Origin of the sequence: Streptomyces sp. NRRL S-378, from assembly GCF_000720645.1 — a bacterium.
In the GTDB taxonomy this organism is placed as follows: Bacteria; Actinomycetota; Actinomycetes; order Streptomycetales; family Streptomycetaceae; genus Streptomyces.
This window is the reverse complement of sequence record NZ_JOBX01000009.1, coordinates 139,720-163,064: the sequence shown is the minus strand read 5'-3', so window position 1 is coordinate 163,064 and position 23,345 is coordinate 139,720. Positions and strand designations below refer to the sequence as shown.

General features: G+C 72.0%; 24 protein-coding genes. 4 read left to right on the top strand and 20 right to left on the bottom strand.

Translation table 11 applies throughout. The annotated features are described in order from the left end of the window. Positions 1–22 precede the first annotated feature (22 nt). Positions 23–892, bottom strand: a complete 870-nt coding sequence (locus IH80_RS0109055) for a polysaccharide deacetylase family protein (protein ID WP_030959061.1) — start codon at positions 890–892, stop codon at positions 23–25. 14 nt (positions 893–906) lie between these two features. After that, on the bottom strand, positions 907–1,785 hold the full coding sequence (locus IH80_RS0109050) for a polysaccharide deacetylase family protein (protein ID WP_030959059.1): 879 nt from the start codon (positions 1,783–1,785) through the stop codon (positions 907–909). A 185-nt stretch (positions 1,786–1,970) separates the two neighbouring features. Here IH80_RS0109050 and IH80_RS0109045 point away from each other — a divergent pair, with 185 nt between their 5' ends. After that, positions 1,971–3,167 (top strand): THUMP-like domain-containing protein, encoded by a 1,197-nt coding sequence (locus tag IH80_RS0109045; RefSeq protein WP_030959058.1) that lies wholly within the window; start codon positions 1,971–1,973, stop codon positions 3,165–3,167. 160 nt (positions 3,168–3,327) lie between these two features. On the opposite strand, the gene IH80_RS0109040 is transcribed toward IH80_RS0109045, so the two are convergent. Genes IH80_RS0109040 through tsaB form a run of 4 tightly spaced genes read right to left on the bottom strand, consistent with a single transcriptional unit; the run spans position 3,328 to position 5,915 of the window. Then, on the bottom strand, positions 3,328–3,600 hold the full coding sequence (locus IH80_RS0109040; RefSeq protein WP_030959057.1) for a hypothetical protein: 273 nt from the start codon (positions 3,598–3,600) through the stop codon (positions 3,328–3,330). Beyond that, on the bottom strand, positions 3,597–4,754 hold the full coding sequence (gene tsaD / locus IH80_RS0109035) for a tRNA (adenosine(37)-N6)-threonylcarbamoyltransferase complex transferase subunit TsaD (RefSeq protein WP_030959056.1): 1,158 nt from the start codon (positions 4,752–4,754) through the stop codon (positions 3,597–3,599). Before tsaD ends, IH80_RS0109040 begins: the two co-directional genes overlap by 4 nt. Next, positions 4,747–5,226 carry a ribosomal protein S18-alanine N-acetyltransferase gene (rimI, locus tag IH80_RS0109030; protein ID WP_030653711.1) on the bottom strand — a complete coding sequence of 160 codons (480 nt, stop codon included), beginning with the start codon at positions 5,224–5,226 and terminating at the stop codon, positions 4,747–4,749. The genes tsaD and rimI overlap by 8 nt, the downstream gene beginning before the upstream one ends. 26 nt (positions 5,227–5,252) lie before the next feature. Beyond that, the gene (gene tsaB / locus IH80_RS0109025; protein WP_030959055.1) at positions 5,253–5,915 is read right to left on the bottom strand and encodes a tRNA (adenosine(37)-N6)-threonylcarbamoyltransferase complex dimerization subunit type 1 TsaB; all 663 of its coding nucleotides are present in this window, start codon (positions 5,913–5,915) and stop codon (positions 5,253–5,255) included. Between the two features lie 119 nt (positions 5,916–6,034). Here tsaB and IH80_RS0109020 point away from each other — a divergent pair, with 119 nt between their 5' ends. Next, positions 6,035–6,595 (top strand): hypothetical protein, encoded by a 561-nt coding sequence (locus IH80_RS0109020; RefSeq protein ID WP_030959054.1) that lies wholly within the window; start codon positions 6,035–6,037, stop codon positions 6,593–6,595. Between the two features lie 64 nt (positions 6,596–6,659). Here the strand turns inward: IH80_RS0109020 and IH80_RS43605 are convergent, their stop codons facing one another. The 9 genes from IH80_RS43605 to IH80_RS0108975 form a co-directional block, all read right to left on the bottom strand. Further along, the gene (locus IH80_RS43605; protein ID WP_107056778.1) at positions 6,660–6,848 is read right to left on the bottom strand and encodes a hypothetical protein; all 189 of its coding nucleotides are present in this window, start codon (positions 6,846–6,848) and stop codon (positions 6,660–6,662) included. Positions 6,849–6,964: 116 nt separating this feature from the next. Next, positions 6,965–7,531: a tRNA (adenosine(37)-N6)-threonylcarbamoyltransferase complex ATPase subunit type 1 TsaE gene (gene tsaE / locus IH80_RS0109010; protein WP_267883513.1), complete on the bottom strand. Its 567-nt coding sequence runs from the start codon at positions 7,529–7,531 to the stop codon at positions 6,965–6,967. After that, complete coding sequence (locus IH80_RS0109005) at positions 7,482–8,741, bottom strand: alpha/beta fold hydrolase (RefSeq protein WP_078906392.1); 1,260 nt, start codon at positions 8,739–8,741, stop codon at positions 7,482–7,484. The genes tsaE and IH80_RS0109005 overlap by 50 nt, the downstream gene beginning before the upstream one ends. Next, positions 8,686–9,822, bottom strand: coding sequence for an alanine racemase (gene alr, locus IH80_RS0109000; RefSeq protein ID WP_030959048.1), 1,137 nt, complete (start codon positions 9,820–9,822; stop codon positions 8,686–8,688). The genes IH80_RS0109005 and alr overlap by 56 nt, the downstream gene beginning before the upstream one ends. 96 nt (positions 9,823–9,918) lie before the next feature. After that, a complete protein-coding gene (locus IH80_RS0108995; RefSeq protein ID WP_030959047.1) occupies positions 9,919–11,322 on the bottom strand; it encodes a bifunctional ADP-dependent NAD(P)H-hydrate dehydratase/NAD(P)H-hydrate epimerase in 1,404 nt (467 codons plus the stop codon). A 3-nt stretch (positions 11,323–11,325) separates the two neighbouring features. Continuing rightward, positions 11,326–11,694, bottom strand: a complete 369-nt coding sequence (locus tag IH80_RS0108990) for a holo-ACP synthase (RefSeq protein ID WP_030959046.1) — start codon at positions 11,692–11,694, stop codon at positions 11,326–11,328. Between the two features lie 21 nt (positions 11,695–11,715). Then, positions 11,716–13,563, bottom strand: coding sequence for a glutamine--fructose-6-phosphate transaminase (isomerizing) (gene glmS, locus IH80_RS0108985; RefSeq protein WP_030959044.1), 1,848 nt, complete (start codon positions 13,561–13,563; stop codon positions 11,716–11,718). A 108-nt stretch (positions 13,564–13,671) separates the two neighbouring features. Further along, a complete protein-coding gene (locus IH80_RS0108980) occupies positions 13,672–14,442 on the bottom strand; it encodes a hypothetical protein (RefSeq protein WP_030959042.1) in 771 nt (256 codons plus the stop codon). Between the two features lie 196 nt (positions 14,443–14,638). After that, positions 14,639–15,373 carry a hypothetical protein gene (locus IH80_RS0108975; RefSeq protein ID WP_158943339.1) on the bottom strand — a complete coding sequence of 245 codons (735 nt, stop codon included), beginning with the start codon at positions 15,371–15,373 and terminating at the stop codon, positions 14,639–14,641. 256 nt (positions 15,374–15,629) lie between these two features. Here IH80_RS0108975 and coaA point away from each other — a divergent pair, with 256 nt between their 5' ends. Further along, on the top strand, positions 15,630–16,679 hold the full coding sequence (gene coaA / locus IH80_RS0108970) for a type I pantothenate kinase (RefSeq protein WP_030959039.1): 1,050 nt from the start codon (positions 15,630–15,632) through the stop codon (positions 16,677–16,679). A 16-nt stretch (positions 16,680–16,695) separates the two neighbouring features. After that, positions 16,696–17,667 (top strand): DUF389 domain-containing protein, encoded by a 972-nt coding sequence (locus IH80_RS0108965; RefSeq protein WP_030959038.1) that lies wholly within the window; start codon positions 16,696–16,698, stop codon positions 17,665–17,667. 13 nt (positions 17,668–17,680) lie between these two features. Here IH80_RS0108965 and glmM read toward each other — a convergent pair whose 3' ends face one another. The 5 genes from glmM to IH80_RS0108940 form a co-directional block, all read right to left on the bottom strand. After that, entirely contained in the window at positions 17,681–19,039 is a 1,359-nt protein-coding gene (gene glmM / locus IH80_RS0108960) for a phosphoglucosamine mutase (protein WP_030959036.1), read from the bottom strand. A gap of 135 nt (positions 19,040–19,174) precedes the next feature. Beyond that, positions 19,175–19,690 carry a 30S ribosomal protein S9 gene (gene rpsI, locus IH80_RS0108955; RefSeq protein ID WP_030773858.1) on the bottom strand — a complete coding sequence of 172 codons (516 nt, stop codon included), beginning with the start codon at positions 19,688–19,690 and terminating at the stop codon, positions 19,175–19,177. 42 nt (positions 19,691–19,732) lie between these two features. After that, positions 19,733–20,176, bottom strand: a complete 444-nt coding sequence (gene rplM / locus IH80_RS0108950) for a 50S ribosomal protein L13 (RefSeq protein ID WP_030959034.1) — start codon at positions 20,174–20,176, stop codon at positions 19,733–19,735. A gap of 237 nt (positions 20,177–20,413) precedes the next feature. Further along, a complete protein-coding gene (locus IH80_RS0108945; RefSeq protein ID WP_234432168.1) occupies positions 20,414–21,697 on the bottom strand; it encodes a glycosyltransferase family 87 protein in 1,284 nt (427 codons plus the stop codon). An 18-nt stretch (positions 21,698–21,715) separates the two neighbouring features. Next, positions 21,716–23,344 (bottom strand): ABC-F family ATP-binding cassette domain-containing protein, encoded by a 1,629-nt coding sequence (locus tag IH80_RS0108940; protein ID WP_078906391.1) that lies wholly within the window; start codon positions 23,342–23,344, stop codon positions 21,716–21,718. Position 23,345 lies beyond the last annotated feature (1 nt).

Genomic DNA, 23,345 nt, shown 5'->3' with positions numbered 1-23,345 from the left:
AGATGTGTATAAGAGACAGGCCTTAGAGGTAGTCCTCCAGGCGGCCGATCTTGTAGTCCTGCTCCTGGATGCGCTGGAGCATGCGGGTCGTCATCTGGATCTCCGTCGCGCCCTTGAGTTCGGACGGGCCGCGGAAGTGGGCCAGGATGATGTCGCCGGGCTGGAGGGCGGAGCCCTGGGCGTACTGGAAGTTGTTGATCTGCATCGACACCCGCCACAGCAGGACCGACGAGACTCCGCACTCCGAGGCGGCCCGGAGGGTGTCGTCGTTGTAGTTGCCGAAGGGCGGGCGGAAGAGCGGCGGGCGCTGGCCGAAGCGCTTCTCCAGCTTGTCCTGCTGGCCGCATATCTCCTTCTTCTGCGCCTCGAAGGAGAGGTTCCGCAGGTTCGGGTGGGTCAGCGTGTGGTTGTTCACCGTGCTCGCCGAGCCGTTGTCCCGGAGCTTCTCGAAGTACCCGTAGTCCGACGAGGCCACGCTGTCCGTCAGGAACATGCCGATCGGCAGCTTGAGGTCGGCCGCCATCTTCAGGAACTCGGGGTCCTTCTCCGCACCGTCGTCGAAGGTCAGGAAGACTATTTTCTCCCCGGCAGGCAGGGGTATTCGGTCTATTACCGGGACCTTGCCCGGAGCAGCCTTCGGGATCTGCGGCTTCTGTGCGGGCTTCGGCGCGTACTGGACGGGGGCGGCCAAGCCCCACTTCTTGTACGCCTCGTCCGACGCGCCCCCCTGCGCGGGCGCGGGCGAGGACCCAGGCGCCGACGCGGACGCGGACGGCGTCTGCGACGGCTCCTGCGTCGTCTTGCGGCCCAGCCGTTCGATGGGCTCCACACTCTCCCCGCACCCCGTCAGGGAGAGCGCGAGCGCGCCGGCCGCCAGCGTTCCGGCTACCAACCGGCGCGCATACCTCACAAGTAGTCCTCCAGGCGGGCCACGGCATATCCCTTGTCCGTGACGGTCTTCATGACATGACGGATCATGTCAGGCATCGTGCCCTTCCAGTCCTCCTTACCCCGGAAGTGCGTGAGGATGATGTCACCGGGGTGCAGGTCACGGTCCCACTCGCGGTAGTCCATGCGGTTCGTGAACGCCTCCGCGTTCCACAGCGGGACGGCCTTGATGCCGCAGGACTTCGCCGCCTTGAGGGTGTCGTCGTTGTAGTTGCCGTACGGCGGCCGGAAGAGGGTCGGACGCTTGCCGAAAGTCTTCTGGATGGTGTCCTGCTGGCCGCAGATCTCCTCCCGCTGCTGCTCGTACGACAGCCCGGGCATGTAACGGTGGTTGAGGGTGTGGTTGTTCAGGGTGACGCCGGCGGCCTGCATCTGCTTGAAGTACGGGTAGTTGTCCTTCACCAGGTAGTCGCTGAGGAAGGCCGTGTACGGGATCTTCAGCTCCTGCATCATCTTCAGGAACTCGGGGTCCTTCTCCGAGCCGTCGTCGATGGTCAGGAAGACGACCTTGTCCTCGGTCGGGACGGTGGTGAAGACCGGGGGGAGTTCGTCCTCTTCGTGGTTCCACACCTCGAAACCGTCGCGCGTGCCGATGTCCGGCTTCTCCTTCGGCGCCGGGGGCGCGGCGAGCGGGACCTTGCGCAGCCCCCACTTCTTCGCCGCTGCGACGCGCGCCTGCTGCAGCGCCTTGGCCTTCTCGGCCGCACTGAGCGCGCCGGGGGCGCCCGCCTCCGCGCCCTTGGTGGCCTTCGCCTTCTCGCCCTTGTCCGGGGCGCCCGACTGCCCCGAGCCGCACGCCGTGCCGAGGGCGGCTACCAGCAGGGCGGCCACGGCCACCCCGAACCGGCCGCGCGGAACCGCCGCATGCCGGTGACCCAGTTGCGTCTTATCTTCCCTTTGTCCGACTAGCTGCATAGCAGCGCATCCTGGCACCCGACACGCGGGCTTCCGGGACGACACCGCGCACCGGGGTGCGACGTTCCTCCGGCCGGCCCACACACCCCGTCGCCGACAATGGATGCGTGACCCCCGAAGACTTCGCCGCCCTCCTCACCCCCGAGGGCCGCGCCCTGCTCGACCCGCTCCGCGACTACGACCCCGCCCAGGAGCTGGCCGTCGCCACCCGGCTGCGCCGTGAGCACCCCGCAGGGCTGGTCTCGGCGGCCCTCGGGCAGGCCCGGCTGCGGCAGCGCGCGGTGGCGAAGTTCGGGGCCGAGGACGCCTTCCGGATGTACTTCACCCCCGGCGGCGGCGAGATGGCCACCCGCGCGTCCGTGGCCGCGTACCGGGCCGAGCGGCTCGCGGCCCTCGGTGTGCGCAGCGTCGCCGACCTGTGCTGCGGCATCGGCGGTGACGCCCTCGCCCTGGCCCGGATCGGGATCCGGGTCCTCGCGGTGGACCACGACCCGCTGACGGTGGCCGTCGCGCGCGCCAACGCCGAGGCGCTGGGCCTGGCGGACCTGATCGAGGTCCGGGAGGCCGACGTCACGGAGGTGGACACCTCCGGCCACGACGCGGTCTTCATCGACCCGGCCCGGCGCGGGGGCCGTGGGCGGATCTTCGATCCGGAGTCCTACTCACCGCCGCTGTCGTGGGCCGTGGAGACGGCCCGTGCGGCGCAGTACGCCGCCATCAAGATCGCCCCGGGGATCCCGCACGAGGCAGTCCCGGCGGAGGCCGAGGCCGAGTGGATCTCCGACCAGGGGGACGTCAAGGAGGCCGTGCTCTGGTTCGGTACCGCCCCCGGGACCGTGCGCGCCACCCTGCTCCCCGGGCCGCGCGGGCTGCACACCGCCGATCCGCTGCCCGACCCGGAGGCCGGGCCGGTGGGCCGCTGGCTGTACGAGCCCGACGGGGCCGTGATCCGCGCCCATCTGGTCGCCGAGGTCACCGAGCAGCTGGACGGCCGGCTGATCGACCCGACCATCGCCTACATCACGGCGGACGAGCTGCGGGAGACGCCGTACGCGACCGCGTACGAGATCACCGACGTGCTGCCCTTCGGCCTGAAGAAGCTGAAGGCCCTGTTGCGCGAGCGCGGGGTCGGGATCCTGACCGTGAAGAAGCGCGGCTCGGCCATCGAGCCCGAGGAGCTGCGCAAGAAGGTCAAGCCGCAGGGGCCGAACTCGGCGACCGTGTTCCTGACCCGGGTGGCGGGCGCCCCCTCGATGCTGATCGGCACCCCCGCCGGGCCGCCAGCGGCGACGCCCGGGCGGTGACGTACCGGGCGGTGACGTACCGGGCGGTGACGTACCGGGCGGTGACGTGCCGGGCGTGACGTACCGGGCACGGCGGGCACGGCGGGCACGGCCCGGAGCGTCGGGCCGCTCCCCGCGGCAGGCCGCCCGCCCGGCCGATCCCCCTCGGCGGCTCGGCCGGTTACGCCCCGTCGGTCTCCACCGACTCGAACCGCCAGCGGTGCACCGCGCGCGTGATCAGGTCGGCGGCCGGTTCGGGCAGTTCGGGCAGGTCCGCCGCGATGCCCTCGGACGCCTCCCACCAGGTGATCACGAGCACCCGGTCCTGCGGGGCCCGGAACACCTCGCGGCGCACCGGTTCCCGGGCCAGGATCTGGGCCCGGGCCCACTCCAGCAGCTCGTTGCCCCGGCCGTCGGCGGCCCGGGCCTCCCACATCAGCGCGACGGTGCTCACGAGTAGAGGTTGTCCTTGCTCAGCTCGTGCACGTGGTCGTGGTCGTGTCCGTGACCGTGACCGTGCGAGTGATCGTGACCGTCCGAGCCGTCGTGGCCGTGCGTGTGGGACGTGCCCGGCACGTGCGGGTCCGTGACCGGCAGCGAGGAGTCCGCCGACAGGTCCCAGTCCGAGGGCGGACGGTTCCGCTTGACCATCTCCGCGCCGAGGGCCGCCACCATCGCGCCGTTGTCCGTGCACAGCTTCGGCCGCGGCACCCGCAGGGTGATCCCCGCGGCGTCGCAGCGCTCCTGGGCGAGCGAACGCAGCCGGGAGTTGGCCGCGACACCGCCGCCGATCATGAGGTGGTCGACGCCCTCGTCCTTGCAGGCGCGGATCGCCTTGCGCGTCAGCACGTCCACGACGGCCTCCTGGAAGGACGCCGCCACGTCGCGCACCGGCACCTCCTCGCCCGCGTTCCGCTTCGCCTCGATCCAGCGGGCGACGGCCGTCTTCAGCCCGGAGAAGGAGAAGTCGTACGCGGGGTCGCGCGAGCCCGTCAGGCCGCGCGGGAAGTTGATCGCCTTCGGGTCGCCCTCCTTCGCGAGCCGGTCGATGACCGGGCCGCCGGGGAAGCCCAGCTGGAGCACGCGTGCGATCTTGTCGAAGGCCTCGCCGGCGGCGTCGTCGATGGTCGCGCCGAGCGGCCGTACGTCGGAGGTGATGTCGGGGGCCAGCAGCAGCGAGGAGTGGCCGCCGGACACCAGGAGCGCCATGGTCGGCTCGGGCAGCGGCCCGTGCTCCAGCTGGTCCACGCAGATGTGCGAGGCCAGGTGGTTGACGCCGTACAGGGGCTTGCCGAGGGCGTAGGCGTAGGCCTTGGCGGCGGAGGTGCCCACCAGCAGCGCCCCGGCGAGGCCGGGTCCGGCCGTGACGGCGATGCCGTCGAGGTCGCGGGCGCTGACGCCGGCTTCCTTCAGGGCGCGTTCGATGGTGGGGACCATCGCCTCCAGGTGGGCCCGCGAGGCCACCTCGGGCACGACGCCGCCGAAGCGGGCGTGCTCGTCGACGCTCGACGCGATCGCGTCCGCGAGGAGGGTGGTGCCGCGGACGACGCCGACGCCGGTCTCGTCGCAGGACGTCTCGATGCCGAGGACGAGCGGTTCGTCAGCCATTGCTCTCACTGCTCTCAGTTCGTGCTTGTGCGGGGTCGGTCAGGCGCATGACGAGCGCGTCGACGTTACCCGGCTGGTAGTAGCCGCGCCGGAAGCCGATGGGCTCGAAGCCGAAGCGCTCGTAGAGCTTCTGGGCGCGGGTGTTGTCCACGCGCACCTCCAGCAGCACCTCGGCGCACTCGAACGCGGTGGCGGCGCGCAGCAGGTCGGTCAGGAGCCGGGCACCGAGCCCGGTCCCCCACTGGTCGCGGGCGGCCGCGATGGTCTGTACGTCGGCCAGGTCACCGGCGGCGGCCAGCCCGGCGTAGCCGACGAGGCGGCCGTCGGCCGTCTCGGCGACGACGTAGCGGCGGGTGGCCTGCGGTCCGCGCGCGTGGGCCAGTTCGGACCAGAACATCCCGGCGGACCAGGCGTCCTCGGGGAAGAGGTCGTGTTCCAGTTCCAGCACGGGTGCGATGTCCCACCAGCGCATCTCGCGCAGAACCGTCTCGGCCGTGGTCACTGCGGGGTGACCACCTTGTAGTTCTTGGGGACCTGCGCGTCGGGGCGGCGCAGGTAGAGCGGGGTCGGCGGGAGGAACTCCGCGCCCGCGGCGAGTCGTTCCGCCGCGAGGGAGGCCAGTGCGGCGGCCGACTGGTGCTCGGGGCCCCGGGCGTCGGGGAACACCTCGGGGTAGAGGAGCGCGCCCTGGCCGACCGCGGGCAGGCCGGCGACCTGTTCGGCGATCTCGGCCGGGCGGTCCACGGCGGGCTCGCCGACGCGCGTGCGCGGGTCCTCGTAGCGGGCCCAGTAGACCTCCTTGCGCCGCGCGTCGGTGGCGACGGTGAAGGGGCCCTCGATCCCGGCGGTGCCCGCGGCGTAGGCGAGGCCGTCGAGCGTGCACAGGCCGTGGACGGGCACGCCCAGCACGGCGGCGAAGGTGGAGGCGGTGGCGAGGCCGACGCGCAGTCCGGTGTAGGGGCCGGGGCCGACGCCGACGACGATGCCGGTGACGGCGTCGAGCTTCAGCCCGGCCTCGGCGAGGACGCGGTCCACGGAGGGGATGAGCAGCTCCCCGTGGCGGCGGGCGTCGACCTGGGCGGACTCGGCGAGGACGGCCTCGCCGTCGTGCAGGGCGACGGTGACGGCGGGCGTGGCGGTATCTACAGCGAGCAAGAGCACGCGAACAGCCTACGACTCCGGCGGCCGCACCCCTTGCGCCCGGTCGTGGAGCGGGGCGGCTGCTACCTTTCGACGGAGAGATCACGAGGGATCACGTCAGCGCGGAGAGGTGGAGCAAGGTGGCACGCAGCAGCTCGGGAATCGTGGCCGGGCTCACCGCCGCGGCGATCGCCGCCGTCGGCTTCCTCGGCTACCAGGCTTCCGCGACGGCGCCGGCGCATCCGCCGAAGGCGGCCGCGCAGGAACCGGCTCCGGCGGCGAGCCCGGCGGCCGCCGGCAAGCAGGACCCGGCGAAGCCGGTGCCCGTTCCGGAGGGTTCCGGCACGGGCGTGCGCGTCGTGTACTCGGTGGGCCAGAAGCGGGTGTGGCTGGTGGGGGACGCCACGCAGCAGCCGAAGTCGTTCGTGGTGGTGCCGAGCACGGTGCACCCGAAGCCGGGCACCTACATCGTCGGTTCGCGTTCGGGCTCGGTGACGGGCTCGGACGGGGTGCCGATCGAGCACGTGGTCCGGTTCGCCACCCAGGAGGGCGTGGCGGTCGGTTTCAGTGCCCGGGTGGACGGCACGACCCCGGAGCCCGACCCGAACAAGAAGACCGGCGGCATCCGTATGGCGCGCGCCGACGGCGACGCGATGTGGGCCTTCGCGACGATCAATTCCAAGGTCGTCGTCATTCCCTGACGGGACGCCCTTCCTTCACCCGTACGGGCGACCGGCCGTGGCCGGGACCTGGGGGACGGGACCTTCAGGCCGCTTCGGATTCCGGAGCGGCCTGTTCGCGTACGCCCCCCTCGGGCTCGCCCTCGCGCGGTGCGCGCTGTTCGCGCGAGGGCGGCGTGGAGACGGCGTTGGCGGCGATGCCGGCGGCCAGCAGTGCGTGCATGGAGACGGCGGACGGGCGGGGGTGGCGCTGTGCTCCTGCTGGTGCCGACATGGCTGCCTCCTGGACCCCGGGACACCGTACTTAGGCATACCTAAGAAACTCTCGGTACCATGTCATCACGAGGGCCGCCGCCAACGCAATATCTTGCCGACGAGTTGTCGGCACGTTTACTCCGAGAGCGCTCCGGCCAGGGCGTCCAGCCCCGCACCGGCGTCCCAGCGCGCTCCCACGCCGTGCACCGAGACCTCGCGCACGTCGTCCAGGACCTCCTCGTGGCCGACGGCCCGTGCGATCACCACGTGCAGCCTGTCGGCGGAGAGCTCCTCGACCTTGCCGTCGCCCCATTCGACGACGACCACGGACTCGGGCAGCGAGACGTCGAGGTCCAGGTCCTCCATCTCCTCCAGCCCGCCGCCCAGGCGGTACGCGTCCACGTGCACCAGCGCCGGACCGCCGGTCAGGGAGGGGTGCACCCGGGCGATCACGAAGGTCGGGGAGGTCACGGCCCCGCGCACGCCCAGGCCCTCGCCCAGGCCGCGGGTCAGCGTGGTCTTGCCCGCGCCCAGTTCGCCGGTCAGCAGGACGAGGTCGCCGGGGCGGAGCAGGCCGGCGATCCGGCGGCCCAGTTCCTGCATCGCCTGGGGGGAGTCAACGGTGATCCGGGTCTGCGCGCCGTGCCCGGACTCAGCTGCCGGTGCCTGGCTGCGCTGTGCTTCCAGCGGTACTTCTTCCATGCACGCCAACGTTAGTCGCTACGGGGACCGCCACCGCCCCGGTGCGGGCCAGCAGCTCGGTGAGCAGCCGGGTCACGGTCTCGGGGCGCTCCAGCATCATCAGGTGTCCGGTGGACTCCAGGACGACGAGTTCGGCGGCGGGCAGCACGTCCTTGATGGCCAGGCTGTGCCCGGACGGGGTGATCATGTCCCTGTCCCCGGCGATGACGGTGACCGGGATGCCGGCGAACTGCTGGAGCGCGGCGCTCTTGTCGTGGGTCTGGAAGGCCGGGTAGAACTCCGCGACGACGTCGATCGGGGTGGCCTCGATGAGCCGTTCCGCGAAGCGCGCGACGCCCGGGTCCACGTCGCGCGAACCGAACGAGTACATCTTGATCATGCCGGCGAAGAGGTCCGCGGTGGCCCGGCGGCCCTTCTCGACCAGCTCCACCTGCGATCCGAGCGCCTTCAGCACGCCCGGCAGGATCCTGCGCACGGCGCCCATGCCGGCTGCGGGGAGCCCGTACGTCACCTCGCCGAGCCTGCCGCTGGAGGTGCCGACCAGGGCGACGCCGACGACGCGGTCGCGCACGAGGTCGGGGTACTGCTCGGCGAATCCCATGATGGTCATTCCGCCCATCGAGTGACCCACCAGGATCAGCGGGCCCTCGGGGGCGGCCGCGTCGATGACGGCCTTCAGGTCCCGGCCTAGCTGCTCGATGGTCAGCGGTTCGCCGTCCGCCTGGGCCAGGCCGCGCGCGCTGCGCCCGTGGCTGCGCTGGTCCCAGTAGACCGCGCGGACCAGGCCGCGCAGGGCCGCCCGCTGGAAGTGCCAGGAGTCCTGGGCCAGGCAGTAGCCGTGGCAGAAGACGACGGTGGCCGGGGGCTCGGGCTTGCGCCGCAGCCGCCGCCGCTTGCCGTCCTCGGGGAGCTCGTCGACCTCGTAGTGGAGCTCGGTGGCGTCCTCGGCCCGGCAGGTCCCCTCGGTGCCGCGCAGGGAGCCGTAGTCCCCGGCGGCGTCGAGGGCCAGGCGGGCCTTCCTGCGCATGCCGCGCCCGACGGTGATCCGCTCGACCGCGACACCGGCCGCCGCGCCCGCGGCTATCACGCCGATGGCGGCGCCGGCCCAGCCGGCCCTGCGCCAGTTCTCGCTCACGCCGCCGCCCTCACTCCGCTCAGCCGCCCAGGTACACCCGGGGCACGCGCCCACCGATACGGGTGACGATCTCATACGCGATGGTGTGCGCGGCCTGCGCCCAGTCCTCGGCGGAGGGTTCACCGCGCTCCGGGTCCCCGAAGATGACGACCTCGTCGCCGGCGCGGGCCGGGTCTCCCTCCAGGTCGACCACGAACTGGTCCATGGCGACGCGTCCGGCGACGTGGCGCACCTTGCCGCCGACGAGCACCGGGCCGGCGCCCGACGCGTGGCGCGGGATGCCGTCGGCGTAGCCGGCCGGGACCAGCGCGAGGGTCGTCTCGCCGCCGGTGACGTAGTGGTGGCCGTAGCTGACCCCGTGCCCGGCGGGGACGGTCTTGACCAGCGCGAGGGACGCCTTGAGGGTCATGGCGGGCCGCAGGCCGAGCTGGGCGGGGGTGCCGAGCTCCGGGGCGGGCGAGACCCCGTAGACGGCGAGGCCGGGGCGCACCAGGTCGAAGTGCGACTCGGGGAGGGTGAGGGTGGCGGGCGAGTTGGCCATGTGCCGGACCTCGGGGTCGATCCCCTCCTTCTCCGCGTACGCGAGCATCTCGCGGAAGGCGTCGAGCTGGAGCCGGATCGAGGGGTGGCCGGGCTCGTCGGCGCAGGCGAAGTGCGACCAGACGCCGGTGACCTTGACGGTGCCCTCGGCCTGGGCGGCGACGGCCGCGCCGACCAGGGCCTCCCAGTCGGCGGGCTGACAGCCGTTGCGGCCGAGGCCGGTGTCGGCCTTGAGCTGGATGCGTGCGGTGCGGCCGGCCGCGCGTGCGGCCTCGCGCACCTCGTCCAGGGCCCACATCCCGCTGACGGAGACGTCCAGATCGGCCTCGACGGCCTTCCGCCAGGGCCCGCCGGGGGTCCAGAGCCAGCACAGGATGCGGCCTTCGATGCCGGCGGCGCGCAGCGCGAGGGCCTCGTCGGGGGTGGCGGTGCCGAGCCAGGCGGCGCCGGCCTCCCGGGCGGCCCTGGCGCACTCCACTGCCCCGTGCCCGTAGGCGTTCGCCTTGACGACGGCCATCAGCTCGGACCGGGGCGCCCGCTCGCGCAGTGCGCGCACGTTCTCCCGTACGGCGTCAAGATCGATCTCGGCGTACACGCGCGTCGGTGTCTCGTTCATCGCCCACAGTCTCTCAGAATCCCTGCCGGTCCCCGGTGCGGGCGTCCGAAGAGGCGGACCTTTCTCCGTTTCCCCGGCTCCGCCCGGACCCGCAGGTCAGGGGTGGCTCGTGTCCTGCCAGGCGGCCGGGAGGGCTTCGGCCACCTGGTGGGCCAGCAAGGGTCCGCCGGTGCGGCGGGCCGCCAGGCCGTGCAGGTACGCGCCCACCGAGCCGGCGTCCGCTCCGGACAGCCCGCCCGCCAGGAGGGATCCGGCCAGCCCGGACAGCACGTCCCCGCTGCCCGCGGTCGCCAGCCACGGCGTGCCCGTCGGGTTCACGCGGACCGCGCGGACGCCGCCCGAGGCGACCAGCGTCGTCGACCCCTTCAGCAGGACCGTGACCCCGTACCGCTCCGCCAGCCGCCGTACGGCCGCCAGCCGGCCCGCCTCCACCGACTCCCGAGAGACCCCGAGGAGCGCCGCCGCCTCGCCCGCGTGCGGGGTCAGCAGGGTCGGGGCGGTCCGTGCGCGCAGCGCCTCCGGGTCCAGGCCGCGCAGCCCGTCCGCGTCGACCAGGACCGCCGCGTCACCCGCGAGGACGTCCGCGACCTCACCGGCGCGCCCCTCCCCCAGCCCCGGGCCGATCACCCAGGCCTGCGCCCGGCCGGGCCCGATCAGCGTCTCGGGGTAGCGCGCCAGGACGGAGTCCGCGGCCGGGCCGACGTAGCGGACCGCGCCCGCGCCGCCGCGGAGGGCTCCGGCGACGGCCAGCACCGCCGCTCCCGGGTACTGCGCCGATCCGGCGACGATCCCGACGACGCCGCGCCGGTACTTGTCGCTCGACGCCGTCGGCTCCGGCAGCAGCCCCGCCACGTCCGCGTGCTGGAGGACCTCCACCTCGGGCTCCGGCAGTTCCAGCCCGATGTCCACGAGGTGCACCGCGCCCGCCCGGGAGGCCCCGGGGTCGATCAGCAGGCCCGGTTTGTACGCGCCGAAGGTCACCGTCACATCGGCGGTGACGGCCGGGCCCGCCACCTCCCCGGTGTCGGCGTCCACGCCGCTGGGCAGGTCCACGGCGACCACGGGGACCCCCGGCTCGATCCGCTCCGCGAGCGCGGCGCCCGCGGGCCGCAGCCCGCCCCGCCCGCCGATCCCGAGCAGGCCGTCCACCACCAGGTCCGCCCGCTGCGGTACGGCCTCCGCCACCCGCCCGCCGGCGGCCCGCAGCGCGGCCAGCCCGCCCGCGTGCATCCGTTCGGGGTCCATCGGCACGGCCGTCACCCCGGCCCCGCGCCGGGCCAGCCGCGCGCCGGCGTGGAGGGCGTCGCCGCCGTTGTCCCCCGGGCCGACGAGCAGTACGACCCGGGACCCGTAGACCCGGCCGCGCCGGCGTGCCAGCAGGCCAGCGCACACGGCGGCCAGGCCGGCCGCCGCCCGCAGCATCAGGGCGCCCTCCGGCAGCCGGGCCATCAGCTCCCGCTCGGCGGCCCGTACGGTCTCCACGCTGTAAGCAGTACGCATGGGTCAACCCTCCGCGATCACCACCGCGGAGGCCACACCGGCGTCGTGGCTCAGCGAGATGTGCCAGGACTTCACGCCCAGTTCCAGCGCCCGTGCCTGCACCGTCCCCGACACGCGCAGCCGCGGCTGCCCGGTGTCCTCCACGTAGACCTCGGCGTCGGTCCACAGCAGGCCGGCGGGCGCGCCGAGCGCCTTGGCCAGTGCCTCCTTGGCGGCGAACCGGGCGGCGAGCGAGGCGACACCGCGCCGCTCGCCGCTCGGCAGCGTCAGCTCGGCCTCGACGAACAGCCGTCCGGCGAGGTTCGGCGTGCGCTCCAGGGCCGCGCCGAACCGCTCGATCTCCGCCACATCGATCCCGACGCCGACAATCACAAGGACTTCCCCACTACCCGACTACTCCACGGTCACGGACTTTGCGAGGTTACGCGGCTGGTCCACCTCGTTGCCGCGGGCCGTGGCCAGCTCGCAGGCGAACACCTGCAACGGCACGGTCGCCACCAGCGGCTGGAGCAGCGTCGGCGTCGCCGGGATGCGGATCAGGTGGTCCGCGTACGGCACGACCGCCTCGTCGCCCTCCTCCGCGATCACGATCGTCCGCGCCCCGCGGGCCCTGATCTCCTGGATGTTCGACACGATCTTGTCGTGGAGCACGGAGCGGCCCCGCGGCGAGGGGACGACCACGACCACCGGCAGGTCCTTCTCGATGAGGGCGATCGGCCCGTGCTTGAGCTCGCCCGCCGCGAAGCCCTCGGCGTGCATGTACGCCAGCTCCTTGAGCTTGAGCGCGCCCTCCAGGGCCACCGGGTAGCCGACGTGCCGCCCGAGGAAGAGCACGGTGTTCTTGTCGGCGAGGGACCGCGCCAGCTCCCGTACCGGCTCCATGGTCTCCAGGACGGTGTCGACGGCTGCGGCGATGTCGGACAGCTCGCGGACCACCGCCTCGATCTCGTCGCCCCACTTGGTGCCGCGGACCTGCCCGAGGTAGAGCGCGACCAGGTAGCAGGCCACCAGCTGGGTCAGGAAGGCCTTGGTCGAGGCGACGGCGACCTCGGGGCCGGCGTGCGTGTAGAGCACGGCGTCCGATTCGCGCGGGATCGTCGACCCGTTCGTGTTGCAGATGGCCAGCACCCTGGCGCCCTGCTCGCGTGCGTGGCGCAGCGCCATCAGGGTGTCCATGGTCTCGCCGGACTGCGAGATGGCGACCACCAGCGTCCGCTGGTCCAGGATCGGGTCGCGGTAGCGGAACTCGCTCGCCAGCTCCGTCTCGCACGGGATGCGGGTCCAGTGCTCGATGGCCAGCTTCGCGATCATGCCGGCGTGGTAGGCCGTACCGCAGGCCACGATCACGACCTTGTCGACCTCCCGGAGCACCGAGACGGGGATGCGCACCTCGTCCAGGGTCAGCGAGCCGCTCGCGTCGATCCTGCCCAGGAGGGTGTCGGCGACGGCCTTGGGCTGCTCGGCGATCTCCTTGAGCATGAAGTAGTCGTATCCCCCCTTCTCGGCCGCCGAGGCGTCCCAGTCCACGTGGTAGGCGCGGACGGAGGCGACCGAACCGTCGAAGTTGGTCACGGTGACGCCTTCGCGGCGGAGTTCGACGACCTGGTCCTGGCCCAGCTCGATCGCGGACCGCGTGTGGGCGATGAAGGCGGCCACGTCCGAGGCGAGGAAGTTCTCCCCTTCCCCGACGCCCACCACCAGGGGGGAGTTGCGGCGCGCGCCGACCACGACGTCCGGTTCGTCGGCGTGCACGGCGACCAGGGTGAACGCACCTTCGAGGCGGCGGCACACCTGCCGCATGGCCTCGGCGAGGTCGCCGGTGGCCGAGAACTGCTCCGCCAGCAGGTGCGCGACGACCTCGGTGTCGGTCTCGGACTCCAGGCGGTGGCCCCGCTCGGCGAGTTCGGTCCGGAGCGCGGCGAAGTTCTCGATGATGCCGTTGTGCACGACGGCCACGCGCCCCGCATTGTCGAGGTGCGGGTGGGCGTTGACGTCGGTGGGCCCGCCGTGGGTCGCCCACCGGGTGTGCCCGAGTCCCGTGGAACCGGCCGGCAGCGGGTGCGCGACCAGTTCCTTCTCCAGATTGACGAGCTTGCCGGCCTTCTTGGCGGCAGCCAGGCTGCCGTCTGCGAGTACGGCGACCCCTGCCGAGTCGTAGCCGCGGTACTCGAGTCGCTTGAGTCCGGCGATGACCACATCGAGCGCAGACTGCGCTCCCACGTAACCCACAATTCCGCACATAGGGCGCAGCGTACGCCGTGGCCGGCCGTCTGCCGCGTAGCCGAACAAGACGAAACCCCGCCCCGGCGCATGGCCGGGGGCGGGGTTGACGGTGCGTCGGACGGTGCCTCAGCCGAGCTTCTTCACCTGGGTGGCGACGACGTCCTTCGGCTGCTCCGCGGCACCGGTGAGGCTCAGGGCCGAGAAGGTCGCGAGGGTGTTGCCCTTGCGCACGACCACGAGCTCCGTGGTCAACGTCCCGCCGTCCGCCTCACCCGTCACGGTGTAGGCGAGGGCCTCGTCCCCCGCGGTGACGGAAGCACCCGGGGCCACCTTCGTGATCTTGAGGGAGTCGCCGGCCTGGCTGCCCGTGTAGCCGCCGGCGCAGGCCGTGCCCGCCGTCTTGAGGGAGGCGAAGGCTTCCGTGGCGCCCTTGCCCTCGTACGAGGCGAGGTACACCGAGGTGGCCGTGCCGCCCAGGGCGTCCATGCCCGCCTTGAGCTTCTCCTCGGGGCTGGCGTCGGCGGCGGGCGCCTTGCCCTTGACGACGGCGCGGGTTCCGGCGGTGCCCGCGGCGGTGCCCACCGCGTTCATGGACTGCGCCGACACCAGCGGCTGGCACTCCGGCTTGTCGCTCTTGGCGCCGGCCGCACCGGCGGTCTCGGCCGGGGTGGGCGGCTTGACCACGTGGTTCGGCAGGTCGGCCTGGACCACGATCACGCCTTCCAGCTCGGCGCTCGTCTTCGCCTTGGCGGCCGGGGCGGCCGACGTCGCGGCGGCCTCGGACGGCTTGGCGTCGGCCTTGGTGTCCGCCTTGTCGGCGCCGCAGGCGGTGGCCAGTAGGACCATGGACACCGCGGACGCGGCCATGACAGAACGACGGACGAAAGCGTTACGCACGAGAAGACTCCCCCACAGGCAAGGACGGCAACGACACGCAGGAGCGGCACCCGGGAGTCGGATGCCGCTCGAAGACTGCTGTAGGGGCAATCTACAGAGGCAAACGATCAGCATCTTGCGAATTCGCGCAGCCGATCCACATCGTGATCGTCACGAGACCGTTCCGTCCCGGCCGGTGACGGCCGGGAGCCGCTTTTCAGCCGAGCTTCTGCAGCTGCGCGTCGATGAACGCCTGCGCGCTGGCGGGCCTGGCGTCGAAGCGGACCGTGTGGATGACGACGAGGTTGTTGCCCTTGCGGAAGGCGACCATCTGGCTGTGCAGGGCCTCGCCCTCGTCCTCGGTGGCGATCGCCCAGGCCGCGGCGTCGTCGCCGGCGGTCACGGTCGACGGCGTGACGGACTTGACCGTGGTCTTCTCACCCTTCGCCGTGGTCGTGAATCCGCCGCCACACGCCTGTCCGGCGGCCTTCAGCGAGGCGAGCGCCTCCTCGGCGCCCTTGCCGTCATAGGAGGCGAGCTGCACGGACGTCGCGGAGACGCTCAGCGGGTCGGCCGGGTCGGACGGCTTGCCGACGCCGATGCGCTCCGTGGTGGTGACGGCCTTGCCGACCGGGGCCAGGCCGCCCGCCTGGGCGAGCGCCGTGCACTCCGGCCTGCCGGTCGTGACCTCGGCCGCCTTGGCGACGTCGTCCGCCCCGGCCTTCTCGATCTTGACGTCGCGGACGTCGCCGTCGGCCAGCGTGAGCTTCTCCAGCTCGGCGGCGGTGAGGGCCTTGGCCTCGGGCGTGGGCGAGGGGGACGGGGCGGCCGCGGACGGCTTCGCGTCCTGCTCGGTGCCGGCCCCGCCCGAGGAACCGCAGGCGGTGGCCAGCAGGGCCAGGGACGCGCCGGAGGCGGTCAGGAGGGCACGACGGACGAGGGCGGTACGCACGAGGACTCCCGGGAGCGAGGTGGCGTCGGAGCAGCACGAGCGGCCCCGGTCGAGGGGGACGATCAAACGGAATGCGGCGCTCCGCACTCTACGGCCGGTCCGCGCGCCCGCCAGCTGCGTACCGGGCCCGCACGCGGATCGTGATCAGGGCGCAACCGCGATCGTCCCGAATCGAGACGGGAAGACCCGCTCCCCCCTCTGGTCACGTGACCGACCCCACCACCCACAACCGCCCCGGAGCCCCGACAATGGCGGTGTGATCACTTCGCCGCCACGAAGCAACACGCCCGCGGGTGCAACGGAGCACACCGGCCGGGAGGGGCAGCCCCCGCGGACCGCGCACCGTCGCGGCCCCGAGGTCTCGCCCTACCTCGACCTCACCCGTGCCGAATGGAGCGCCCTGCGCGAGCGGACGCCGCTGCCGCTGACCGCCGACGAGGTGGAGCGCCTGCGCGGCCTCGGCGACGTCATCGACCTCGACGAGGTCCGCGACGTGTACCTGCCGCTCTCGCGCCTGCTGAACCTCTACGTCGGCGCCACCAGCAACCTCCGCGGCACGCTGAACACCTTCCTCGGCGACGCCGGCAACGGCCACGGCGCGCAGGCGGGCACCCCCTTCGTCATAGGGGTCGCCGGGTCGGTCGCCGTCGGCAAGTCCACCGTGGCCCGCCTGCTCCAGGCCCTGCTCGCCCGCTGGCCCGAGCACCCGCGCGTGGAGCTGGTGACCACCGACGGCTTCCTGTACCCGATGAAGGAGCTCCAGCGGCGCGGCCTCACCTCCCGCAAGGGCTTCCCCGAGTCCTACGACCGCCGCGCGCTGACCCGCTTCGTCGCCGACATCAAGGCCGGCAAGGACGAGGTGCGGGCCCCGGTCTACTCGCACCTGATCTACGACATCGTGCCGGGCGAGGAGCTCGTCGTCCGCCGCCCGGACATCCTCATCGTCGAGGGCCTCAACGTGCTCCAGCCGGCGCTCCCCGGCACCGACGGCCGCACCCGCGTCGCCCTCGCCGACTACTTCGACTTCAGCGTGTACGTGGACGCCCGCCCGGAGGACATCGAGCGCTGGTACCTCAACCGCTTCCGGAAGCTGCGCGAGACCGCCTTCCAGAACCCCTTCTCGTACTTCCGCAAGTACACGCAGGTCTCCGAGGAGGAGGCCATGGAGTACGCGCAGACGATGTGGCGGACGATCAACCGGCCCAACCTGCTGGAGAACGTGGCGCCCACCCGGGGCCGCGCCACCCTCGTCGTGCGCAAGGGACCGGACCACAAGGTCCAGAAGCTGAGCCTGCGCAAGCTGTAGTGGCTAGGGTGCGGGGATGCTGCATCTGCGGATGATCACCCCGCGCCACCTCACCGAGCAGGTGGTGGAGCTGATCGACCGGACGGTCGGTACCACCCACCTGGTCGTCCTCACGGGCGCCGCCCGCGACCCGGAGGGCGACCTCGTGCTCTGCGACGTGGCGCGCGAGTCGGCCGACGAGCTGCTCCAGGAGATGCGCGCACTCGGCATCGACAGGACCGGTTCCATCGCCGTCGAGAACATCGACCTGTCGATCTCCACACGCGCCGACGACGCCGAGGAGGAGGCACCGGGCGAGGCCGCCGACGCGGTGGTGTGGGAGCAGCTCGCCGAAGCGACGCACGAGGAGTCCACCCTCACCATCACCTACGCCGCCTTCATGGTCCTGGCGACGATGATCGCGGCCTGCGGTGTCGTGCTCGACAACGCCGTGCTCATCGTGGGGGCGATGGCGGTCGGCCCCGAGTTCGGCCCGCTCGCCGGCATCTGCACCGGTCTGGTGCAGCGCCGACCTCGGCTCGCCTGGCGCTCGTTCGTCGCGCTGACGGTGGGTTTCACCGCGGCGATCGTGGCCACCACGGTCTTCAGCCTGGTCATGGACGGGCTGGGCCTCTTCCACGCGCACCTGCTGGAGAACGAACGGCCCAACACCAGCTTCATCTGGCAGCCCGACCCGTTCTCGTTCGTCGTGGCGCTGCTGGCCGGGGTGGCCGGCATGCTCTCGCTGACGTCCGCGAAGGCCGGCGCCCTGGTCGGCGTGGCGATCTCCGTCACGACCGTCCCGGCGGCCGCCAACGCCGCCGTGGCCCTCAGCTACGGCGACCTCGCCCAGATGTGGGGCTCCGGCATCCAGCTGGCGCTCAACCTGGGCGGCATCATCCTCTCGGGCACGCTCACCCTCGTCGCCTGGAAACTGCTGTGGCGCACCCAGCAGAACCGGATGATCCGGAAACCGGGTGCGCCACACAGGCCTGGCGGCGGAATCTAGGCCCGCGCAGGGGCTAGCCGAGCGCCGACTTCACGGCGTCCGCGAGCCGGCCTGCGACCGCGCGCGCCTGGTCGATGTCGGCGGCCTCGACCATCACCCGCACGAGCGGCTCCGTACCGGACGAACGCAGCAGCACCCGGCCGGTGGTGCCCAGCTCGCGCTCGGCGTCGGTCACCGCCACCGCCAGTTCGGCCGAGGTCGCCACCCGGGACTTGTCCACGTCGGGCACGTTGATCAGGACCTGCGGCAGCCGCTGCATGACGCCCGCCAGCTCGGCCAGGGACGTGCCGGTGGCCGCGACCCGCGCCGCCAGCAGCAGGCCGGTCAGGGTGCCGTCGCCGGTGGTCGCGTGGTCGAGGATGATCACGTGACCGGACTGCTCGCCGCCGAGCGCGTAGCCGTGCTCCTTCATCGACTCCAGCACGTACCGGTCGCCGACCCCGGTCTGGACGACCTGGATGCCCTCGCCCTCCATGGCCAGCTTGAAGCCCAGGTTGGACATGACCGTCCCGACCACGGTGTTCTCGCGCAGCTGGCCGGCCTCGCGCATGGCCAGCGCCAGCACCGCGAGGATCTGGTCGCCGTCGACCTCCGCGCCGCTGCCGTCCACGGCCAGGCAGCGGTCCGCGTCGCCGTCGTGCGCGATGCCCAAGTCGGCGCCGTGCTCGACCACGGCCGCCTTCAGCAGGCCGAGGTGGGTGGAGCCGCAGCCGTCGTTGATGTTCAGGCCGTCCGGCTCGGCGCCGATCGTGACGATCTCCGCGCCGGCCCGGGCGAACGCCTCGGGCGAGACGTAGGCGGCCGCGCCGTGCGCCTCGTCGAGGACGATCTTCAGGCCGTCGAGACGGTTGGGGAGGACGCCGATGAGGTGGGAGACGTACTTCTCGAAGCCCTCGGTGTAGTCCGAGACGCGGCCGACGCCGGCCCCGGTGGGCCGGTCCCAGGGGGCACCGGTGCGGTGCTCCTCGTAGACGGACTCGATGCGGTCCTCCAGCTCGTCGGCGAGCTTGTGGCCGCCGCGGGCGAAGAACTTGATGCCGTTGTCGGGCATGGCGTTGTGGCTGGCGGAGAGCATCACGCCGAGGTCGGCACCCAGCGCACCGGTGAGATACGCCACCGCCGGGGTGGGCAGCACACCGACGCGCAGGACGTCCACGCCCGCGCTCGCGAGGCCGGCCACGACCGCGGCCTCGAGGAATTCACCGGAGGCCCGGGGGTCCCGGCCGACCACGGCGGTCGCCCGGTGGCCTTCGAAGGTGCCCGCCTCGGCGAGTACGTGGGCAGCCGCCACGGAGAGGCCGAGCGCGAGCTCCGCCGTCAGATCCGCGTTGGCGACGCCGCGTACACCGTCCGTCCCGAAGAGTCGTCCCACTGTTGTCCTCCCGAGTTTGCGCTTCGCGTATGACCGCTTGTGTCAGGTATTTGCCGCTTGTGGCGGTAAACGAACCGCCCCGGCAGCACAGAGAGTGCTGCCGGGGCGGTTTCGTTGCAGAACAGCAGGCGCAGATTAACGCTTGCTGTACTGCGGAGCCTTACGGGCCTTCTTGAGACCGGCCTTCTTGCGCTCGACCGCACGGTCGTCGCGGGAGAGGAAGCCGGCCTTCTTCAGCGCCGGGCGGTTGTTGTCCACGTCCGCCTCGTTCAGCGCACGGGCCACGCCGAGGCGCAGGGCGCCGGCCTGGCCGGAGACGCCGCCACCCGAGATGCGGGCGATGACGTCGTAGCGGCCGTCGAGCTCCAGGAGCTTGAAGGGCTCGTTGACTTCCTGCTGGTGCACCTTGTTGGGGAAGTAGTCCTCAAGGGTGCGACCGTTGATCTTCCACTTGCCGGTGCCCGGAACGATCCGGACGCGGGCGATGGCGTTCTTGCGACGGCCCAGGCCGGCGGCCGGCTGGGGGTCACCGAAGCGACCGGCAAGGGACTCGGAGGTGTAGTCGCCCTCGACGACGACCTCGGACTCGGTGGTGTACTCCTCGACGCCCTCGAACTCGTCGACGGGGGTCTCGGCGGTGGTCTCGGCCACGATGCTCCTCAGAATTCTCTGTGTCTTAGGGGGTGGCCGGAACTACTGCGCGACCTGGGTGATCTCGAACGGCACCGGCTGCTGGGCAGCGTGGGGGTGCTGGTCGCCCGAGTAGACCTTCAGCTTCGAGAGCATCTGACGGCCCAGGGAGTTCTTCGGGAGCATGCCCTTGACGGCCTTCTCGACGGCCTTCTCCGGGTTGTTCGCCAGCAGGTCGTCGTAACGCACGGAGCGCAGACCGCCCGGGAAGCCGGAGTGGCGGTAGGCCATCTTCTGGGAGGCCTTGTTGCCGGACAGGTGCACCTTGTCGGCGTTGATGATGACGACGAAGTCACCCATGTCCATGTGGGGGGCGTAGGTCGGCTTGTGCTTGCCCTTCAGGAGGGCAGCGGCCTGGGTCGCCAGACGGCCGAGGACGACGTCCTGGGCGTCGATGACGAGCCACTGGCGCGAGATGTCGCCGGGCTTGGGGCTGAACGTACGCACGCGTATGCCTTCGCTTCTTCAGTGGTGGTATCCCACGGGCGCAAGCCCAGCGGGAAGGTCCTGACAGGGTCACCACGGACGATCACGACAGCCCACGTTCACATCAGGGACGCAACCCGAGTGAACGGCCACTGCTGGTCATCGGTCCGGTGGACCGGCGTAAGGCCCTTTCACGTGAGAATGAGAAAGCCAATACGCATAACAAACCAGCAGGATACCCAAGCAGACCCGTACGGGTCAAAACGCGGTCCGCGATGCCGATTCAGTCGGCGTCGCGGCGCACTCCGGTTCGGTCCTGGGTGGGGACCCCGCAGTTGTTACGGGCTCCAGAATAACCCGACCGGAGCGCAGTGCACGACGCGCCAGCAGAAACGCGAGCCCGCACAGGGTGGCGCAGTCCTTGAAGGCGCGCCGTTTGTGGGCCAGCTCCGAGGGCCACGGGACCAGGGCCAGCTGGGGTGTCAACGCCAGCCAGAACCAGGGCGAGCGGGGCATCGAGCCCGGCCGCACCGCCGAGGCCAGCAGCAGCGGCAGCACCACGAGCAGGTAGTGGTCGAAGGACGGCCGCGACACCAGGAATGCGGCGAGCATCACCATGCAGGCCGTCTCCACGAGACGCAGCTCACCCCCGTCGCCGTCCGCCGCGGTACGCCGCCACCGCACCCAGGCCGCCCACAGCCCGGCCGCGGCACCCGCGAAGGCCACCAGCACCGCCACCGCCTGCGGCACCCCCAGCCGCGGCAGCACCGCTATCGGCGAGGCGTCCCAGGGCAGCGCGTACGCGTCCTGCCCCTGGAGCAGGAACGGCAGGGTCTTGGTGAAGAACAGCGTCGGGTTCGGCATCAGCAGCGCCCCGGCCAGCGAGATCGCCAGCGGCACCAGCACCGCCGCCGCCAGCCCCCGCCACCGGCGGGCGAACAGGAAGAGCAGCCCCACCGGCACCAGCATCGGCTTGCAGGCGATGGCCAGCCCGACCACCAGCCCGGCCCTCCCCCACGCCCCCCGGTGCGCGAGCAGCAGCGCCACGGGCAGCGCGGCCGCCGAGACGGCCGTCCAGTTGCCGATCAGCACCAGGTTCACCCACGGCTTATAGGCGAGGGCGAACACGGTGAGAGCGCCCACCGCGAAGCGCGAGCGCAGCGGCACCGAGAACAGCCGCAGAGCGGCCAGCCAGCCGATGCCCAGCAGCCCGGACATCCCGACCGGCAGGATCCAGCGCAGCACCCCCCGCGGCACCAGCGCCTCCGGCACCGCCATGAGCACCGCGCTGGGCAGGTAGAGGAAGCGCTTGTCCTCGTACGGCGACCCGCCCTCCAGCAGCGTCTGCGCCGCCTTGACGACGAAGGCGTTGTCCGAGCCCCAGTTCGCCCGCAGGCTCGTGGAGACGCAGATCCCGAGGAGCACCGCCAGGGAGACCACCCACCAGGACCGCGGGGCCGGCCGCAGCAGCCAGCCGACCAGCCGGTCCCCCGGGGCCAGGGCCTCCCACCTCATGAGCCAGATGCCAGGCCTCAGGCCCACGACGCCCCTCCCTCACCGCTAGCGCTTGCGTTCGACCCTGCGTTCGTCCCAGACGGGCTCCTGAGTCTCCCGCACAACACCGTCCGAACCGAAGACCAGGTAACGGTCAAATGTGCGCGCGAACCAGCGGTCGTGCGTCACGCACAGCACCGTCCCGTCGTAGGACTCCAGGCCGTCCTGGAGGGCCTCCGCGGACTCCAGGTCCAGGTTGTCCGTGGGCTCGTCCAGCAGCAGCGCCGTGGTACCCGCGAGCTCCAGCAGCAGGATCTGGAAGCGCGCCTGCTGGCCGCCCGAGAGCTTCTCGAAGGGCTGCTCGGCCTGGCGCTCCAGCTCGTAGCGGCGCAGGGCCCCCATCGCCTGCCCCAGGGGCTTGGCCGCCTCCGTCCACAGGATCTCCACGAGGGTGCGGCCGAACAGCTCCGGATGGGCGTGGGTCTGCGCGAAATGGCCGGGAACCACCCGTGCGCCCAGCTTCCAGTCACCGGTGTGCTTGACGTCCTCGCCCGCCAGCAGCCGCAGGAAGTGCGACTTGCCCGAGCCGTTCGAGCCGAGCACCGCGACCCGCTCCCCGTAGAAGACCTCCAGGGAGAACGGCTTCATCAGCCCGGTGAGCTCCAGGTTCTCCACGGTCAGCGCGCGCACGCCGGTCCGGCCGCCCTTGAGCCGCATCTTGATGTCCTGCTCGCGCGGCGGCTCCGGCGGCGGGCCGGCCTCCTCGAACTTCTGGAAACGGGTCTGCATCGCCCGGTAGCGCGAGGCCATGTCGGGGCTGCTCGCGGCCTGGTTGCGCAGCCGCAGCACCAGGGCCTTGAGGCGGGCGTGCTCCTCGTCCCAGCGCCGCTTGAGCTCCTCGAAGCGGGCGAAGCGCTCCTTGCGGGCCTCGTGGTACGTGCCGAAGCCCGCGCCGTGCACCCACACGTCGGAGCCCGTCGGGCCGGCCTCCAGGCTGATGATCTTCTCGGCGGCCTGCGTCAGCAGCTCGCGGTCGTGGGAGACGAACAGGACCGTCTTGCGGGTCGCCCGCAGCTGCTCCTCCAGCCACCGCTTGCCCGGGACGTCGAGGTAGTTGTCCGGCTCGTCGAGCAGCAGCACCTCGTCCGGCCCGCGCAGCAGCGCCTCCAGCACGAGCCGCTTCTGCTCACCGCCGGAGAGCGTGCGCACCTCGCGGAACTGCGCGGAGTCGTACGGGATGGCCAGCGCGGCCATCGTGCAGACGTCCCACAGGGTCTCCGCCTCGTAACCCTGGACGTCGGCCCAGTCGCTGAGGGCCTGGGCGTAGGCCATCTGCGCGGCTTCGTCGTCCACCGTCATGATCAGGTGCTCGGCGCGGTCCACGGCCTTCGCGGCCTCCCGGATCCGCGGCTGGGACACCGAGACCAGCAGGTCCCGTACGGTCGTCTCGTCGCGTACGGAGCCCACGAACTGGGACATCACGCCGAGGCCGCCGCTGATGGACACGCCGCCGCCGTGCGGCTGCAGCTCGCCCGAAATCAGCTTAAGCAGGGTGGTTTTGCCGGCGCCGTTCGCCCCGACCAGGGCGACCACCGCCCCCTCCCCCACGCGGAAGGAGACGTCGGGGAGCAGTACCCGCCCGTCGGGAAGGTAGTACTCCAGGTGGCTGGCTTCGAGATGTCCCATGCCGGGCATT

Bases quoted from the DNA above. Each gene is read 5' to 3' on its own strand.
- IH80_RS0109005 (WP_078906392.1), bottom strand. From the start codon at position 8,741: ATGAGATCGTCACCCGTATCGGTGGGCGCGTGCCCCGGGTGTACCTGG.
- alr (WP_030959048.1), bottom strand. From the start codon at position 9,822: ATGAACGAGACACCGACGCGCGTGTACGCCGAGATCGATCTTGACGCC.
- rimI (WP_030653711.1), bottom strand. From the start codon at position 5,226: ATGCGCTGGTGGGACATCGCACCCGTGCTGGAACTGGAACACGACCTC.
- IH80_RS0108965 (WP_030959038.1), top strand. From the start codon at position 16,696: ATGCTGCATCTGCGGATGATCACCCCGCGCCACCTCACCGAGCAGGTG.
- tsaD (WP_030959056.1), bottom strand. From the start codon at position 4,754: ATGGCTGACGAACCGCTCGTCCTCGGCATCGAGACGTCCTGCGACGAG.
- IH80_RS0108940 (WP_078906391.1), bottom strand. From the start codon at position 23,344: ATGCCCGGCATGGGACATCTCGAAGCCAGCCACCTGGAGTACTACCTT.
- tsaE (WP_267883513.1), bottom strand. From the start codon at position 7,531: ATGGAAGAAGTACCGCTGGAAGCACAGCGCAGCCAGGCACCGGCAGCT.
- glmS (WP_030959044.1), bottom strand. From the start codon at position 13,563: ATGTGCGGAATTGTGGGTTACGTGGGAGCGCAGTCTGCGCTCGATGTG.
- IH80_RS43605 (WP_107056778.1), bottom strand. From the start codon at position 6,848: ATGTCGGCACCAGCAGGAGCACAGCGCCACCCCCGCCCGTCCGCCGTC.
- IH80_RS0108995 (WP_030959047.1), bottom strand. From the start codon at position 11,322: ATGCGTACTGCTTACAGCGTGGAGACCGTACGGGCCGCCGAGCGGGAG.